A 16,165-nucleotide genomic window follows, 5' to 3' on the forward strand; every position below is an offset into this window, starting at 1 on the left:
TGAACCGCCGTATACGGAACCGTACGTACGGTGGTGTGAGAGGACGGCGGATGTGAATCCGCCTCCTACTCGATCGCAGGCATAAGGTAATCAAATCGTTGCGCTAGCCTGGGTATTGCAGTCTGCACGCTTCGCTTGCTCGAAACATGCAGAGTGCTAGTGGCTTAACGGCACTATGCCGCGCTATATATCTGAATAATAAGGGAATTTGATATTTCACCATTTGGCATGCAGCTTGCGATCTTTAAGGTGAACCTGCGGTAGGGCTATGCCGCAGCAACTATGAGAAACAGGAGTGCGCCTCATGAACAAGATCCAGACCTCTATAACTGCTGCCGCTATTGCAACTGCGTTCAGCTTGCCACTGGCAGGCGCTGCGTTCGCCGAAACCACCTCAGCTTTTGACGAAGCGCAACCGATGATGTTGGCTGCCAGCGACACCATGGATGCCGCTGAGCACACCGCAGACGAAGCGGGTGAGGCGATGTCCGACACCTGGATCACTACCAAGGTCAAATCTGCTCTGCTTGCTGGCGACTCGACTCCAGGCGTGCAGATCGAAGTCGAAACCAATAATGGTGTCGTCTCTCTGTCCGGGACAGTTGCCACCGAGGCGCAGCGCGAGATGGCCATCGACAAGGCCAAGACCATCGAAGGCGTCAAAGACGTCTCTGCAGATGGCCTGAAAGCGGTGGACTAACCGCTTAGGCAATAAAAAACCCGCTGCTTGCAGCGGGTTTTTTTATTATCCATCAGCCTCGTTCGCTATCGATGTTGCTGAGACGGTTACCTTCGAAGCGCAAAAAATGGTACATGCCATTGGTGGGGCCGTAAGTCCATTCCTCTATCTGGACCTCCTGACGGAAACCGTATTCGTCGACCAGCTCCTTGTATCCGGTGAATGAACGATTGGCCGGCTCACCGCACTTGGTGTGGACTTCAGCTGTCGAATCTCTCAGGCTTACCAGCTTGCTTCCGCAACGAAATGTCGAAGAAGCCTGCACCTGCAGCGCGAAGAACGTGAGGGTAAACCCGGCAAGCAAGGTACTTTTTCGCATGTCGACTCCCAGAGCTCAGTTGGCGCGACTGGTTTCGATCCGTACCAGCCGATCTCCCTCGAATGTGAGGATGCTGAATACGCCATTGTCTGGGCCGTAAACCCATTCTTCACGCATCATCTCGCGGCGTTGATGTGCGCCCAGGGTGTAACCCACCAGGTCACGCTGGACTGGTTCGCCACATTTACGCTCCACTTCAAAGGTACGGTCGCCAGTGTTGATCAGGCTGCTGCCGCAACGGAGGGTGTCCGCGCCAACTCCTGAACTCATCAAGCCGACCGCGAAAGAAAGGCCCACTTTCCAATGCCGCCTGCCTGTCCGTTTCATTCCGCCTCCAGATGCAGCACCGTTGGGACTTCTCTACCTTGGGGAGTTTGGGCAATGCCTGTGTCGAGCAGGAAAACTCTGTCTGCTGCCAGCCCTGTATTGTCCACCAGATAATCCTTTATGCTGGCGGCTCGCGCACGGCTCAGGCGTCGCAGAAGGGCGGTGCTGCTCTCTCGGCTGCTAAGGATTGCCTGCCGCAGCTGTCGCGCTCGAGTGTCCTCGTCGAGGCTTTGCCACTCAGTGGGCGGCTGCTGTTGCAGGCGGCTGCGATAGATGCCTTCCAACATGGCGGCTTTTTCGTCTTCACTGATTTCAAGCATTGCAGGATCGGCGGGCACAGTGTCACCACGTCGCTGCAAGACCTTGTACCAGGTCTGTTGATATTCGCGCTCCAGCCATTGTTCGGCCAGTAGGGGCCCATCCACGGCGGGCGCGCTCATACCTTCGATCTCAAGCCTCAACACCGGTCGCTCCTTGAGCGCACTCGCGAGCGTATCCAGGTTGCTACGCGCAGCACTGTCCAGTTCGCTGCTGCCCGGCGGAAAGAGGATTTGACTGAGGTCAGCCTGGTCACGACCTACGAGCCCACCGAGAAACTTGAATGGGGACTTGGCCGCTTTAACCACCAGATTGCGCAGCGTCTGCCAGATGATAGGCACTACATCGAACTGTGGATTCTTGAGATCTCCCTGTACCGGAATCTTCAGCGCAATGGTGCCGCTGCTGTCCTTCAGCAGCGCCACAGCAAGGCGTATTGGCAGATCGACGGCCTGTTCGCTGTCGACCTTTTCGCCCAGCTGCAATTCCTCCAGTACCACTTCGTTTTCAGCATTCAGCTGCCCTTGCTGGATGCGGTAATGCAGGTCCAGATTCAAGCGGCCCTTGCGGATGCGGTAGCCAGCGAACTTGGCCGAGTAGGGCGAGAGCGTCGTCAGTTCGACCTGTTTGAAACGGGTGGTGATGTCGAGGCTTTGGAGTGGCTCGAAGGGCGTCAGGCTGCCCTCGATGCTCACGGGCGCGTAGCGGTCAACCTTGCCCTGTATATCAACGCTGGCAGCGTTGTGTTGTCGGTTGTCGATTGTGCCAATGCTGCCGCCAAGATCCTGGATGGCAGTGATGAACGGCGGACGCAGACTCAGGTCAGCGAAATTGGCCGAACCGTCGGCTATCTGAATCCCGCCGATTCGTAATGCGAAGGGCACGTCTGGCTCGTCTGGAGATGCTGATACTTCCGAAGTAGCCGCTTCTTGACTGGGCGTAGCAGCGGGCTTGTCCACCAGCAGGTCATTGATGTTGGTCGACAGGTCCGGGTTGATGATGAAGCGTGCATACGGCTGGTTCAGGTCGAGCTTGTCGATCTGCAGCTCGCTCGGGTAGTTGTAATCCAGGCCGCTGATCTGTAACGACTGCCATTTCACCAGATCCCGGTCCTGAATGGTGTCCAGTGTATGGAGCTGTGTGATCTCGGCGGAACCGCCGATATGAAATGCCAGCGGTTCGATGCCCTTTAGTTCGACGCCAAGCTGGCTGGCCAGCAGCCCGCTGCGTAGCTCCAGGTGAACGAATGGTGACAGGTAAGGCTGCGCCAAGCGCAGGTCGATACCTGCCAGCGTCACGTCGAAACGTCCCTGCATCGGCGTCAGCGTCAGTTGCCCTTCGGCAAGCAGCGAGCCTTGTTTGCCGACCTCTGTCTTCAGTTTTAGCGCCACTGGAGAGCTGCCGCGGCTGTCGAAGTTGCGCACGTCCAGATCGAGCGGCCCGACTTCCAGTTCGACGTTTGGCTCAGGAGCTTTGTCAGCCAGGTGCAGCTGGTAACCACGCAGTTCAGCGTCAGCTATAACGATCCGCCAAGGTTGACTGGGGGCATCGCTTTTTTGCGCTGGCTGAGGCTCTTCGTGGGTTGGTTCGTCAGTTGTTTCGGTGGGCTGTGGCTCCGCATTGCCTGCCACAAGGCGCTGCCAATTGAGTTGGCCATCAGGCTCACGGATCAGCCAGCTTTCCAGAGCCTGGCTGCGTACCTGGCCAAGGGTCACTTGTCGCTTCTGCAAATCCAGCGAAGTTTGGGCAATCTCTGCTCTATCCAGACGAAGCAGTGGCTGCCCTTCCAGACTATCGATGCTTAGCGAGGCCAGCGTAGCGCTCGCGTCGCTCAGTTGCAGCGAAGTGCCTTCGCTGAGGTCGAGTTGATAGCCCGTCTTCAGGCTCAGCTTTCCTTCGTTAAGAGCGAGCGGGGCCATGTCGCGGACATAGGGCCAGAACGTCTTCAGCGCCAGTCCGTCGATTTCAAGCTGGCCGGTTGATGTGATGGGGGAGAGGTTGAGCTGACCTTTCCATTCGATATGTGATCCGTCCGGGCCCTTGGCAACCAGAACGGCATCAGCCGCGTCGGCTGAACGGGTCGCAAAGTTAAGCAGTTCGAAATCCAACGAGTCGAGGATGAAGTCGATCGGCTCTTCGGTTCGCTGATCGGCGAAGTGCACCCGGCCTCCGGCCAATTTCAAACGGTCGATACGCAGGGCAAGGGGCTCAGAGTCTTCTTCCGGCAACGCTTCAGCCCGAGGCAGCTCGAACAGCTCGGTCAGGTTCAATTTGCCGTCGAGGTCAAACAGAACTTCGGCATTCGGCCCGATGAGCTCGATAGCCGAAAGGTGCAGGGTTCGACTCCACAGGCTGTCCCATTCGAGGTCGAGAAATAGCCGTTCGAATGCTAGTTGCTCGGCGTCCGGGTCGCCCATGTGCAGCTTGTGGAGCCTTAGCTCGAGCGTGAACGGGTTGAACTCGATCCGCTCAAGGTGAGCCGGTACCGTCGCGTATTGGGCCAGTTGCTGATTTGCGACGCGCTGCGCCACTCCGGGCAAGATCAGAAAACCGAGCAGGCAATAAACGATCAGGGCGGTCATCAGGCCGATGAGCGCGCGCTTCAATCCGTTGGGCATGCGGACCTACTTTCCAGGCGATGAACTGCCTTGGAGTATGGCATGACACGCGGGTTCCTCCCGCGAGTGTGGGCGCATTGCCTCACAACTGGAGCATCAGCACCTTGAGCGGCGGCTTGCCGTCGGTCGAAGGGAAGTCGGCTGCTGGTGGCAGCACCTGACAGTCCCGAACCGGCCGGCCGGCCTTGGTCGCGCAGCGCAGGACCTGATCTCTCCAGTCGTCGAGGTCGACCTTTGCCAGGTTGTTGCAGCAGATCAGTACGCCGTTCTCGGCGGTTGCAAGTAGTGCGGGTTTGAGCAAACTCTGGTAATCGCGCAGCAGGTCGACTGTGCCGAATGCGCTCTTTGACCAGGCCGGTGGGTCGAGCAACACCAGATCGAACTGCTTGGGTGAAAGGCGTGGGTAATCCGGCAGAGGACGGCCGCGCCGCTGTGGAATAGGCATGTCGGCGAGCTGACGGATCGCGGGAAAGTAATCCGACTGAATGAACTGCATCGGGACCAACTCAGGGTTCAGCGCACCGTTCTCGCGGCCGACCGCGAGGTTGCTTTCGGCGAAGTCCAGATTGCACACCTCGCGAGCGCCGCCAGCGGCAGCGCTGAGGCCAACGCCGCAGGTATAGGCGAAGAGGTTGAGCACCGACTTGCCCGCGCTGTTGGCCTTGATCCAGCCACGTACATCGCGCAGGTCCAGGAACAGCAGTGGATCCTGACCGCTATGGCGCGCGCGAACGCGGTAGTTCAGGCCCCACTCATGGCCGATCAGGTCTTCCAGCGCAGTTGAATCGGCGCGGTAGACCGGGTCACTTCGGTCAATACGCGAGTTACCTTGAGAGCGGTCGTTGTAGGCGAGTAACAGGCGTGTGCCCAGGTTCGTGCAGGTCTGCTCATGCAGGGCCAGCAGGGCGCCACGTTCGAGCGTCTGATGGAAGCTCTGCACCAGCAGCAGCGGGCCATAACGGTCGACGGTGAGGCCGGGAGCGCCCTCTTGGCTGCCATGGAATAACCGGTAACAGTCGGTGGCCTGATGGTGCAGTTCGGACAGCAGTGCTTCGCGATTGAGGTAAGCGGCGCGCAGCGCCTGTTCGAGAGAGGACATGCGCGGCGACTCGGGAAGAGGGCCGCGCAGTTTAGCGGAAATCGCCGGCGTTTGGCCGGAGGGCTACCTGTCGGTCAGCGTTCGATTGCTAGCGCGACGCCCTGACCGCCACCGATGCAAAGCGTCGCCAGTCCTTTGTGGACGTCGCGGCGGATCATTTCATGCAACAGAGTCACCAGGATGCGGCAGCCAGATGCCCCGATCGGGTGGCCGATGGCGATGGCGCCGCCGTTGACGTTGACCTTGTTCGCATCCCAGCCCAGTTCCTGACCCACCGACAGCGCTTGTGCCGCAAAGGCTTCGTTGGCTTCTATCAGGTCGAGTTCGTCGAGTGTCCAACCTGCCTTTTCCAGGCAGCGGCGTGTGGCCGACACCGGGCCAATGCCCATGATGGCCGGGTCGACGCCAGCGTTGGCATAGCTGGCGATGCGAGCCATGACCGGTAGGCCGAGCGCCTTGGCCTTTTCGGCACTCATCAGCAACACCGCTGCTGCACCGTCGTTGAGGCTGGAGGCGTTACCCGCCGTTACGCTGCCGTCTTTCTTGAAGGCTGGTTTGAGCTTGGCCAGGCTCTCTGCGGTGGTGCCGGCCCGCGGTTGTTCATCGGTGTCGAACACCAGCGGCTCGCCTTTGCGCTGCGGAATCTCGATCGGGGTGATTTCCCCGCGCAGGCGTCCGGCTTCAATGGCGGCTACCGCTTTCTGTTGGGAAGACGCCGCGAACGCATCCTGGGCCTCGCGCGTAATGCCGTATTTCTCCACCAGATTTTCGGCTGTAATGCCCATGTGGTAGTCGTTGAAGGCGTCCCACAAGCCGTCCTGAATCATGCTGTCGACCAGCTTGCCGTGGCCCATGCGCAAGCCCGTGCGGGCGGCGGGCATGACATAGGGCGCCAGGCTCATGTTTTCCATGCCGCCGGCGATCACCACATCAGCATCGCCACAGCGAATCGCCTGTGCAGCCAGGTGCAGCGCTTTCAGGCCCGATCCGCAGACCTTGTTCAGAGTCATTGACGGTACCGCATGGGGTAGGCCTGCGCCGATCGAAGCCTGTCTCGCCGGGTTCTGTCCCGCACCTGCGGTCAGCACCTGGCCGAGGATGACTTCGTCGACCTCCGCGGCATCGATTCCGCTCTGCTGAATGAGTTGGCGAATCACCGCGGCGCCCAGTTCGACGGCAGGTATGTTGGCCAGGGCGCCCTGAAAGCTGCCGACAGCGGTGCGAGTGGCAGCGACGATAACGACGTCTTGCATGATCTTGAACCTCGAGAAAGGTGCGGGCTCCGCGGGGCGCTCATGGTGGCACAGGCCGAAAGGTGGCTCCAGGTGCGGAACCTGCCGGTCACGCTAGCGTATGGGCAGGCCCATGCGGCGGCGCGCCCGGTGAACCGAACCGCTGCGCACGGCCCAGCGCAGGACCGGCGCGGTTCGCCTGACGGCCATTCGGATCAGTTGTCTTTGGCGGTCGGATTGGCTGAGATCAAGCATGTCGCTGGCCCAGTCCGGCAACAGGTCGACGCCGGCGCGCATCATCAGCGCGCCAAACGGCTTGGCCAGGCGACTCGGAGCAGGGGCGTCGAACAGGATGCGCACGATCTCCCGTGAGCGCTCATCGCAGAGCAGCTGTGGGCGGATCGCCTCAAGGTAGTCGTCAATCTCTTGCCGGGAATGCGGCACATGGCGGGCGCCGAGCGCTTCGGCAATACGCGCCACTTCACTGTAGTAACGATCTTGCTCTTGACCTGGCAATGCGGGGTTGAGGTAGCGCAGGTGCGCCTTGAGAAAGCTGCTGACTTCGGCAACGTGCACCCAGGTCAGTAAGTCTGGGTCGTACGCAGCATAGGGACGGCCGTCCGGTGCATGCCCAGTAACCTTGAGGTGAATGGCCCGGACCCGTTCGATCAGTCGCTGCGCATCGGTCTGACTGCCAAATGTAGTCGCCGAGATGAACTGGCCGGTGCGGCGCAGCCGACCGAGCAAGTCGTCGCGAAAATTCGAGTGGTCCCAGACGCCGGCTAAGGCGAGTGGATGCAGGGCTTGCAACAGCAGGGCAGAGATCCCGCCCACCAGCATGGAGGTGAAGTCACCGTGCACGCGCCAGCAGACTGACTCCGGGCCGAACAGGCCAGGGTCACCGGGTGGGTTTTCGTAGTCGACACCGCCGATGGCCAGTCCGGTGAGGCTGAGCACCTGCGTTTCGATATGACGGCGGATGATTTCCAAAGGCAGCATCTGGAGTGACTGGGAACTTGAATGTTACCCGAAGCGCAGGTGCTACCCAGGCCTGGCCGATCAATCCAGGACCGCACGTGTGCAAGTCATCAGAAAAGTGGCGGGAGGGTTGTCGGACAGCGACCAGGCGCTGTCCGGTTCTGCATCGATCAGCCGCGATGACGGCCGCGGAAGAAGTTGATCAGCCCTTGGGTCGAAGCGTCCTCGGCGGGCTGCGCATCGAAGCTGGTCATCTGGCCGTAGACGGTTTTGCCCAGGTCCTTGCCGAGCTCCACGCCCCACTGGTCGAACGAGTTGATTCCCCAGATCACGCCCTGGACGAACACCTTGTGCTCATAGAGTGCGATGAGGGCACCGAGACGGCCTGGACTGATGGTTTCCATGACCACGGTGTTGCTCGGTCGGTTGCCCGGAATGACCTTGTGCGGCGCCAGACGCTCGATCTCGGCTTCGCTCATGCCTTTTGCACGCAGTTCAGCCTCCGCCTCTTCGCGCGTCTTGCCGCGCATCAAAGCCTGGCTCTGTGACAGGCAATTGGCGTAGAGCCACTCGTGGTGATCGGCGACTGGATTGTGGCTGACCACAGGCACGATGAAGTCTGCGGGGATCAGTGGTGTGCCCTGGTGCAGCAACTGATGGTAGGCATGCTGGCCATTACAGCCGACACCGCCCCAGATCACCGGGCCGGTATTACAGGATACCGGTGTGCCGTCCTGGCGCACGCTCTTGCCGTTGGATTCCATGTCCATCTGCTGCAGGTGTTTGACGAAGTTGCGCAGGTAGTGGTCGTAGGGCAGGAAGGCGTAGCTCTGAGCGTCCCAGAAGTTGTGGTACCAGATGCCCAACATCGCCAAAAGGATCGGCATGTTGGTTTCGAACGGCTCGTTGAGGAAGTGCTGGTCCATGCTGTAGGCACCGGAGAGCAAGTCCTTGAAGTTGGACATGCCGATGGCCAGCGCGATGGGCAGGCCGATCGCCGACCACAGCGAGTAGCGGCCGCCAACCCAGTCCCACATCGGAAAGATGTTCTTCTCGCGGATGCCGAACTCGACGGCCGCTTTTTTATTGCTGGTGACCGCGATGAAATGCCGGTAGAGCTTTTCCTCGGTGCCGCCTTTGCCCAAGTACCAGGTGCGCGCAGCCTGGGCGTTCTTCAGGGTTTCGAGGGTGCCGAAAGTCTTGCTGGAAATGATGAACAGCGTGGTTTCGACGTTCAGCTTGTCGGTTACCTCGCGAAATTCACTGCCGTCGATGTTCGCCAGGTAGTGCGTGCGCACGCCATGCTGGGTGAAAGGCAGTAGCGCTTCGGAGACCAGCTGCGGGCCGAGAAACGAGCCGCCGATGCCGATGTTCACCACGTCTGTGATGGTCTTGTCGCTGAAGCCGCGCCAGAGGTTGTTATGGATCCGGGTGACGATGTCGGTCATCTGCGCCAGCGCCGCATGCACGTCACGCATGATGTTCTTTCCGTCGACCATCACCGACTCGCCCATCGGTCGGCGCAGCGCGGTGTGCAGTACCGGACGGTTTTCCGAGGCGTTGATCCGCTCACCTTCGAACATGGCGCGGGCCGCCTGCTCGACGCCGGCCTCGCGCGCCAGGTTCACCAATAGGGTGCGGGTCTCTGGGGTGATCAGGTTTTTCGAGTAATCAAGAAACAGGCCGCTGCAGGAAACCGACAGGTCATCGAAGCGCGTCGGATCGGCCTTGAATGCCTCGCGCATGCTGAAGTTCTGCATGGCCAGGCGGTGTTCTTCCAAGGCCTTCCAGGATGGCAAGCCGGTGGCATCGAGAGGGTGCTGGTAGTAGCTCATGGTTGTGCGGCTTCCTTTGCTTTGGCGGACTGTCTGCGGCTCTGCGATTCGTTCGGACAGTCATTCGATCATGCTGGCACGCTGGCATTCGTCCTGAATGCGGCAGGCGCGTTCCGTTGCGATTGGACCGCAACGGCGACGGTGCATCCTGCACCGTCGAGACTGGTCTGACTGGCAAAAACGCGCGGCGTTCCGAAGCGTTGCACACAGGCTGCCGATAGCGACCAAGACAAGACGACCATTGCAGATTTATAGGGTCGGGGGAAACCCTTTGCACACAAAAAAGCCCGCATCACTTAGGTGATGCGGGCTTTTTAGCAACTGACTTCGAATTCAGGCGACCTGAACCGGAATTGCGTTGCTGGTGTGACTGAGATCGCCATCGGCGCCCATATACAAAACGTGTGGCTTGAAGCTGGCCAGTTCGGCTTCGCTGTAGTGCGCGTAGGCACAAATGATCACTCGATGACCCACGCCGGCCTTGTGCGCGGCGGCGCCGTTGACGGAAATGATCTTCGAGCCTTCCTCGCCGCGGATGGCATAGGTAGTGAAGCGCTCGCCGTTGTCGACGTTGTAGATCTGGATCTGCTCGTATTCGCGGATGCCGGCGAGGTCCAGCCAGTCACCGTCTATGGCGCAGGAGCCTTCGTAATCCAGAACCGAGTGGGTCACCTGGGCGCGGTGCAGTTTAGCCTTGAGCATGATGGCGTGCATGGCGGGGTCCTCCGGGGGCGCAAGCGGCGCAGAGTGTGCCCGAACCCTCAGGTGTGTTCAAGGCTGAGGGCCGGGCTGGGTTAGGCCGATGGTCGGCTGTATCAGGACGCTCTCTGGGAGATGTCTACCAGCAGGTTATCCAGCAGCCGGGTCTTACCGAGGTAGGCAGCGGCGAGAATCACCAATTCGCGGCTGTCGGCTGTGACCGGGCTGAGATCCAGTGCGTTGCGAACTTCAAGGTAGTCCGGGCGCAGGCCGGAGGTCTGCAGGCGCTGATGACCTGAAGCAAGCAGCGCCGAGTAGTCGCACTCACCGTTACGTATGGCTTCGGCCAGTTGCTGCAGCGTGCGGTGCAACACCGGGGCGGTGTTGCGCTCGTCAGCGCTGAGGTAACCGTTACGTGAGGACAGCGCCAGGCCGTCCTCGGCGCGTACGATGGGCTCGCCGATGATCTGCACGGGCATGTTCAGGTCGCGGACCATGGTGCGGATGACCGCCAGCTGTTGGAAATCCTTCTGGCCGAAGACTGCAAGGTCCGGTAGCACCATGTTGAACAGCTTGCTGACAACGGTAGAGACACCGTCGAAATGGCCTGGGCGGCTGCCGCCACAGAGTCCCTCGGACACGCCTGGTACACGGACGATGGTCTGCAGCGCCTGACCGTGCGGATACATCTCCTCGACGCTGGGCGCGAATAGCAAGTGACAACCGGCCTCGAACAGCTTGTCCTGGTCGGTCGTCAGCGTGCGCGGATAGCTGGCGAGGTCTTCGTTGGGGCCGAACTGCAGCGGATTGACGAAGATGCTGGCAACCACGAAGTCAGCGCGCTGGCCGGCCTTCTTGACCAATGCAATGTGGCCGGCATGCAGGTTGCCCATGGTCGGAACAAAGCCGATGCGCTTGCCTTCGCCTCGTGCGCGGGTTACTGCGGCGCGCAGGTCGGCAACAGTTTTCACCACGTTCATGCGGAGAACCCATGTTCGGCGGTAGGAAATTCGACGGACTTAACCGCCTGGACGTAGGCGGCGATGGCGTTAGGAATGTCGCCATGCTCGCGCATGAAGTTCTTGACGAACTTCGGCGCTCGGCCGGTCAGCGACAGGCCGAGCATGTCGTGCAGAACCAGTACCTGACCATCTGTTGCGCTACCGGCGCCAATACCGATTACCGGTACCGTTACCGCCTGGGTAATGCGTGCGGCCAGTTCACTCGGAACGCATTCGAGCAGCAGCATCGCCGCCCCGGCATCCTCCAGTGCTTTGGCGTCAGCAATCATCTGCAGCGCCTGAGCTTCCTGACGGCCCTGAACCTTGTAACCGCCGAAGATGTTCACGGCCTGCGGGGTAAGCCCCATGTGCGCGCAGACGGGGATGCCGCGCTCGGCCAACAGGCGAATGGACTCGGCCAGCCAAGCTGCGCCTTCGACCTTGATCATGTGCGCACCGGCCTTCATCAAGGTCGCTGAGTTGTTCAGCGTCTGTTCGAGGGTAGCGTTGGCCATGAAAGGCAGATCAGCGACGATCATCGCCCCGCGGTTGCCACGTTTGACACAGGCCGTGTGATACGCCATCTCGTCAACCGAAACCGGCAGGGTGCTGTCGTGACCTTGCAGGACCATCCCCAGGGAGTCACCGATCAGCAGCATCTCGACACCGACCTCGCAGGCAATCTTGGCGAAGGTGGCGTCATAGCAGGTCAGCATGGCGATCTTCTCGCCTTTCTGCTTGAGGCCTTGCAGGGTGGTCAGGGTTACGTCTGGCATGAATGCCGTCCTCCTAAAGCCTCTCGGGGATCACGGTTGCAGGCGGAGCGTCAGGGTTGCCCCGTTTCGATGCGTGCCGGCAGAGGGCGCTTATAGTCCAGATGGCGGCGAACTAAGTCAATCGTGAGTGTTACCCACAGGTTACATCTGTTACCCAGGGGTTACAGCGGCTCGCCAAGCCGCTCAAGGCCTTCGTAAGGGCAGCTGGCGACGAGCGCGGCAAGCGAGCGGCCGTCGGCGAGCTGCAGACCGTCCGGAGCTATCTCGGCGAGCGGGTAGAGAACGAAGGCTCTGGCATGCATGTGATAATGCGGCACCGTCAGGCGCGCATCGCTGATCAGACGATCACCGAACAGCAAGATGTCCAGGTCCAATGTGCGCGGGCCCCAGCGTTCGGCTTTGCGTTGACGGCCGTGGGCCAGCTCGATGGCTTGGAGTGCATCGAGCAGGGCCAGGGGTGGCAATGACGTGTTCAGCGCAGCCACGGCATTGTGGTAACGCGGCTGATCCGGCGGGCCGAGTGGGTCGCTGAGATACAGCGAGGACACAGCGGCGAGCTGCGTGTCGGGGATTCTGGTCAGGGCGTCGAGGGCGCTACGCAGCTGATGGCGAGGTTCGGCCAGGTTGCTCCCCAGGCCGATATAAACCCGGTCCATTTAATCGGCAGACGCCGGTGCGCTTTCGTTGGGGCCGCGCTTGCGACGGTTGCTGCGACGACGTTTGCGTGGAGCACCGCTGCCATCGTCCTTGTTGCTCAGCCCCCGAATCATGTTGCGGCGCTCGCTCTCGTTGGCTTCCTGATAGTCCGTCCACCATTCACCCAAGCCATCGGTTTCTTCGCCGGCGCTCTCACGCAGCAGCAGGAAATCATAGCCGGCGCGGAAGCGTGGATTCTCCAGGAGCTGGTCCGCACGACGCCCTTGACGGCGCGGCAGGCGTTCCTGCATGTCCCAGATCTCGCGCATGGGCATGGTGAAGCGCTTGGGAATAGCGGTGCGCTGGCATTGTTCCCATATGAGGTCATGTGCCGCTTCCTGCATGGCCGGGATTGGCGGCAGGCCCCGTGACTGAACCTCGGCGACCCGCGCCGGCAAGGCCGGCCAGAGCAGCGCCGCAAACAGGAAGGCCGGGGTGGCGGGCTTGCCCTGGGCAATACGCAGATCGGTATTGATCAGGGCGTTGCGGATCAGCGTGCCGGCATACTCGGGGTTGTCTTCTAGTGCATCGGCGCTGGCTGGGAATAGCGGTGCGAACAGGTCGTACTCAAGCAGCAATTCGAAAGTGCGTTCGGCTTTGCCGCTAAGGAACAGCTTGATGATTTCATCGAACAGGCGGGCAGACGGCACGTCGTTCAACAGCTCGGCCAGATCAGCAATCGGCTCGGCGCTGTGCTTTTCGATTTCGAAGTTCAGCTTGGCGGCGAAGCGGACTGCTCGCAGCATGCGCACCGGATCTTCCTGGTAACGCTGCTCTGGGTCGCCAATCAGACGTATCAGCCGGTTGCGTATGTCGTGCACACCATGGGTGTGGTCGAGGATCCGCTCGGAGGAAGGGTCGTAGTACAGCGCATTGATGGTGAAGTCGCGGCGCTGCGCATCGTCTTCCAGCGTGCCGTAGATGTTGTCACGCAGAATCCGCCCGCTCTCGTTGCGCGAAGCCAGATGGTTGGCTTCATCATCGTCTTCTTCCGGGTGGTTGGCGCGGAAGGTCGCGACTTCGATGATCTCGCGACCGAAATGCACATGGACCAGCTTGAAACGGCGGCCAATGACGCGCGCGTTGCGAAATTCGGCGCGCACCTGTTCGGGCGTGGCGCTGGTCGCTACATCGTAATCCTTGGGTTCCAGGTCCAGCAGCAGGTCGCGGACGCATCCGCCCACGACATAAGCCTCGTAGCCGGCATGCTGGAGGCGCTCGACGACGCTGACAGCGTGTCGGCTGAGATCGTTGCGGTGCAGCGAATGCTGCCGGCTGGACAGTATTTCGGGGGTGCGACGAGGATGCGGTAGTCGGCGCAGGGGGAAACGAAAAGACTGGAACAGCTTTTTCAGCATGAGAGGCACTGTGTGGCGAAATGACAAGGTGGCGAGGTGAATAGCCACGAAACAGGCGTGGATTCTAGCACCGGGAGCAGGGATGGTGAACGAAGCGCGGAGAGGTGTCAAAGTACGGCGAGGGCCAGAAAGCACGAGGGGGAGCCGAAGCTCCCCCTTTAAATGATGTCGCGTGCTTTGTTGTTATTAGTATTTCGGGCGTGTTGTTTTTGTTTGGTTCGCCCGTTCCCTTCAGCTATCGCGTCCGGGAATGGCTCCTACGTTGGGAGCAAAGAGCAAACGGATTTCTTTGGTCGCTGATTTACCATTGATCATTCGATCCAACCAGTTCAGGCGCTGCTTATGCAGTTTTTGTTGTTCTCAGCCTGGTCGTGGGGCAAAACCCCATTTGGCATTTCCTCTCCAAAAGAATCAGTTAGCTACGCCTCTGCCTTATTGTCTTTATTTTGCTAGAGCCGGTACGTCTTGTTCTTATTGTGGGTCTGCTTGTTATTGTTGTTGTGCTAGATATAAAGCATTCGCCGTGCCAGTTTTTGAAAATCCTTTAAAATCAATAGCTTGGTGTTTTGGGTGGTTGCTTTTGCCTGTCGAGTCGGTGGCGGCCGTTACCGATGAACCCGCATTTTGTTACGTCTTGGTAGTGTCGGTAACAGCGCACTACCCAGCGGCGGCCGATTTGCGTCGTGGTATCCCCAGTCGCTGGCGACGCTCCCACAGGCACTTGCGGCTGATGCCAAGCTTGCGGGCGAGCTCGGTCTCGGTCATGTGGTCCTGGTGCTCAAGTACGAAATGCTGAAAATAGTCTTCCAGCGACAGATCCTCGGTTGGCTCGTTGCTGGTCGAGACAGCGGAACCGAGCGGAACGCCGGGTTCATCGAAATCGTCGTCGAGGGGGTCGAGCTCGATATCGATACCCAGTAGCTCAGCGCTGATCTCGTCACTCTCACTGAGAATCGCCGCGCGCTCGATGGCATTCTCCAGTTCGCGCACGTTCCCCGGCCAGCCGTACTGCCGTACGGCCTGCTCGGCCTCGCGGGAGAAGTGCAAACCCTCACTGCCCATGCGCTCGCTCTGGCGTGCCAGGAAGGCCTTGGCGATCTCCAGCACATCGGCGCCGCGTTCACGCAGGGGCGGGAGTTTCAATGCGATGACGTGCAGCCGGTAGTACAGGTCTTCACGAAATTGCCCGTTTTTGGCCAGCGTCTTCAGATCACGGTGGGTTGCAGCGACCAGGCGCACATTGACTTTTTGCGACTGGGTAGAGCCCACCCGCCGAATTTCGCCTTCCTGCAGTACGCGTAACAGTCGCGCCTGTGCCTCCAGCGGCAGCTCTCCGATTTCGTCGAGAAACAGGGTGCCGCCATCAGCGGCCTCGACCAGGCCGGCGCGGCCGGCACTGGCGCCGGTAAAGGCACCTTTCTCGTGGCCGAAGAGTTCGGACTCGATCAGGGTTTCCGGAATGGCGGCGCAATTGACCGAGATCATCGGCGCCTTGGCGCGACGGGAAAGGTTATGCATTGCGCGGGCAACCAGCTCTTTGCCAGTGCCCGATTCGCCTTGGATCAATACGTTGGAGTCGGTCGGAGCGACCTTGCGGATCTTGCCGAACAAGTCCTGCATCGGGCCGCAGCGACCAATGATGCCAAGATCGCCATTGATGGAGTCTTCTGTCGTTGCGTCAGCAGCGGGCGTGGCGTTGCGTGATGTCTCGGCTGGCGCTGCGGCAGCTTGCTGCCGATCATGAAGAATGCGTGCCACGGTTTGCAGCATCTCGTCGTGATCAAAGGGCTTGGCGATGTAGTCCACCGCGCCCATTTTCATCGAGTCCACTGCCGAGCGCAGGCTGGCGTAGCTGGTCATGATCAGCACGGGCGTGCCTTCGGCCAGCTTGATCAGCTCGGTACCGGGAGCGCCTGGCAGACGCAGGTCGCTGACGATCAGATCGAAAGAGGGAATGCTGAAGCGCTCCTGAGCTTCCTGTACCGAGCCGGCTTCGCTGACCTCGTATTGGTTGCGCTCGAGCAGTCGGCGCAGGGCGGAGCGGATAATGGTTTCGTCTTCGACGATCAGAATATGGGACATCAGTACTCTCTCGACGGTCTGAAGGCGGCTACACGTTGGCTGGAAACGGCGCTGAAGAGGGCTCGTTTACGAACCTGTGCAAGCCGCC

14 protein-coding genes are annotated in these 16,165 nt (G+C 60.2%); 1 reads left to right on the top strand and 13 read right to left on the bottom strand.

The features are described from left to right. The first annotated feature begins 304 nt into the window (after nucleotides 1-304). Nucleotides 305-700, top strand: a complete 396-nt coding sequence (locus ACSSNI_RS16220) for a BON domain-containing protein (RefSeq protein WP_448259659.1) — start codon at nucleotides 305-307, stop codon at nucleotides 698-700. Between the two features lie 52 nt (nucleotides 701-752). On the opposite strand, the gene ACSSNI_RS16225 is transcribed toward ACSSNI_RS16220, so the two are convergent. From ACSSNI_RS16225 to ACSSNI_RS16285, 13 genes are all read right to left on the bottom strand, one after another. Next, nucleotides 753-1,058, bottom strand: a complete 306-nt coding sequence (locus ACSSNI_RS16225) for a DUF2845 domain-containing protein (protein WP_200638493.1) — start codon at nucleotides 1,056-1,058, stop codon at nucleotides 753-755. A gap of 15 nt (nucleotides 1,059-1,073) precedes the next feature. Continuing rightward, on the bottom strand, nucleotides 1,074-1,328 hold the full coding sequence (locus ACSSNI_RS16230; RefSeq protein WP_234484528.1) for a DUF2845 domain-containing protein: 255 nt from the start codon (nucleotides 1,326-1,328) through the stop codon (nucleotides 1,074-1,076). A 53-nt stretch (nucleotides 1,329-1,381) separates the two neighbouring features. Beyond that, nucleotides 1,382-4,321 carry a DUF748 domain-containing protein gene (locus tag ACSSNI_RS16235; RefSeq protein WP_200638496.1) on the bottom strand — a complete coding sequence of 980 codons (2,940 nt, stop codon included), beginning with the start codon at nucleotides 4,319-4,321 and terminating at the stop codon, nucleotides 1,382-1,384. An 82-nt stretch (nucleotides 4,322-4,403) separates the two neighbouring features. Then, nucleotides 4,404-5,420: a class I SAM-dependent rRNA methyltransferase gene (locus ACSSNI_RS16240; protein ID WP_200638498.1), complete on the bottom strand. Its 1,017-nt coding sequence runs from the start codon at nucleotides 5,418-5,420 to the stop codon at nucleotides 4,404-4,406. Nucleotides 5,421-5,494: 74 nt separating this feature from the next. Beyond that, nucleotides 5,495-6,673: an acetyl-CoA C-acetyltransferase gene (locus ACSSNI_RS16245; protein ID WP_102835606.1), complete on the bottom strand. Its 1,179-nt coding sequence runs from the start codon at nucleotides 6,671-6,673 to the stop codon at nucleotides 5,495-5,497. A 93-nt stretch (nucleotides 6,674-6,766) separates the two neighbouring features. After that, nucleotides 6,767-7,642 (bottom strand): oxygenase MpaB family protein, encoded by an 876-nt coding sequence (locus ACSSNI_RS16250; RefSeq protein WP_200639753.1) that lies wholly within the window; start codon nucleotides 7,640-7,642, stop codon nucleotides 6,767-6,769. A gap of 158 nt (nucleotides 7,643-7,800) precedes the next feature. Next, entirely contained in the window at nucleotides 7,801-9,465 is a 1,665-nt protein-coding gene (gene pgi / locus ACSSNI_RS16255; protein ID WP_102835608.1) for a glucose-6-phosphate isomerase, read from the bottom strand. Between the two features lie 333 nt (nucleotides 9,466-9,798). Beyond that, nucleotides 9,799-10,179, bottom strand: coding sequence for an aspartate 1-decarboxylase (panD, locus tag ACSSNI_RS16260; RefSeq protein WP_019342093.1), 381 nt, complete (start codon nucleotides 10,177-10,179; stop codon nucleotides 9,799-9,801). Between the two features lie 101 nt (nucleotides 10,180-10,280). After that, nucleotides 10,281-11,144 (bottom strand): pantoate--beta-alanine ligase, encoded by an 864-nt coding sequence (panC, locus tag ACSSNI_RS16265; protein ID WP_200638500.1) that lies wholly within the window; start codon nucleotides 11,142-11,144, stop codon nucleotides 10,281-10,283. After that, nucleotides 11,141-11,941, bottom strand: coding sequence for a 3-methyl-2-oxobutanoate hydroxymethyltransferase (gene panB / locus ACSSNI_RS16270; protein ID WP_200638502.1), 801 nt, complete (start codon nucleotides 11,939-11,941; stop codon nucleotides 11,141-11,143). Before panB ends, panC begins: the two co-directional genes overlap by 4 nt. Nucleotides 11,942-12,102: 161 nt before the next feature. Then, nucleotides 12,103-12,597 carry a 2-amino-4-hydroxy-6-hydroxymethyldihydropteridine diphosphokinase gene (gene folK, locus ACSSNI_RS16275; RefSeq protein WP_148926744.1) on the bottom strand — a complete coding sequence of 165 codons (495 nt, stop codon included), beginning with the start codon at nucleotides 12,595-12,597 and terminating at the stop codon, nucleotides 12,103-12,105. Then, entirely contained in the window at nucleotides 12,598-13,995 is a 1,398-nt protein-coding gene (locus tag ACSSNI_RS16280) for a polynucleotide adenylyltransferase PcnB (RefSeq protein ID WP_200638504.1), read from the bottom strand. Nucleotides 13,996-14,652: 657 nt separating this feature from the next. Then, nucleotides 14,653-16,077: a sigma-54-dependent transcriptional regulator gene (locus ACSSNI_RS16285; protein ID WP_200638506.1), complete on the bottom strand. Its 1,425-nt coding sequence runs from the start codon at nucleotides 16,075-16,077 to the stop codon at nucleotides 14,653-14,655. Nucleotides 16,078-16,165 lie beyond the last annotated feature (88 nt).

It is taken from the genome of Stutzerimonas tianxiuensis (assembly GCF_053470365.1).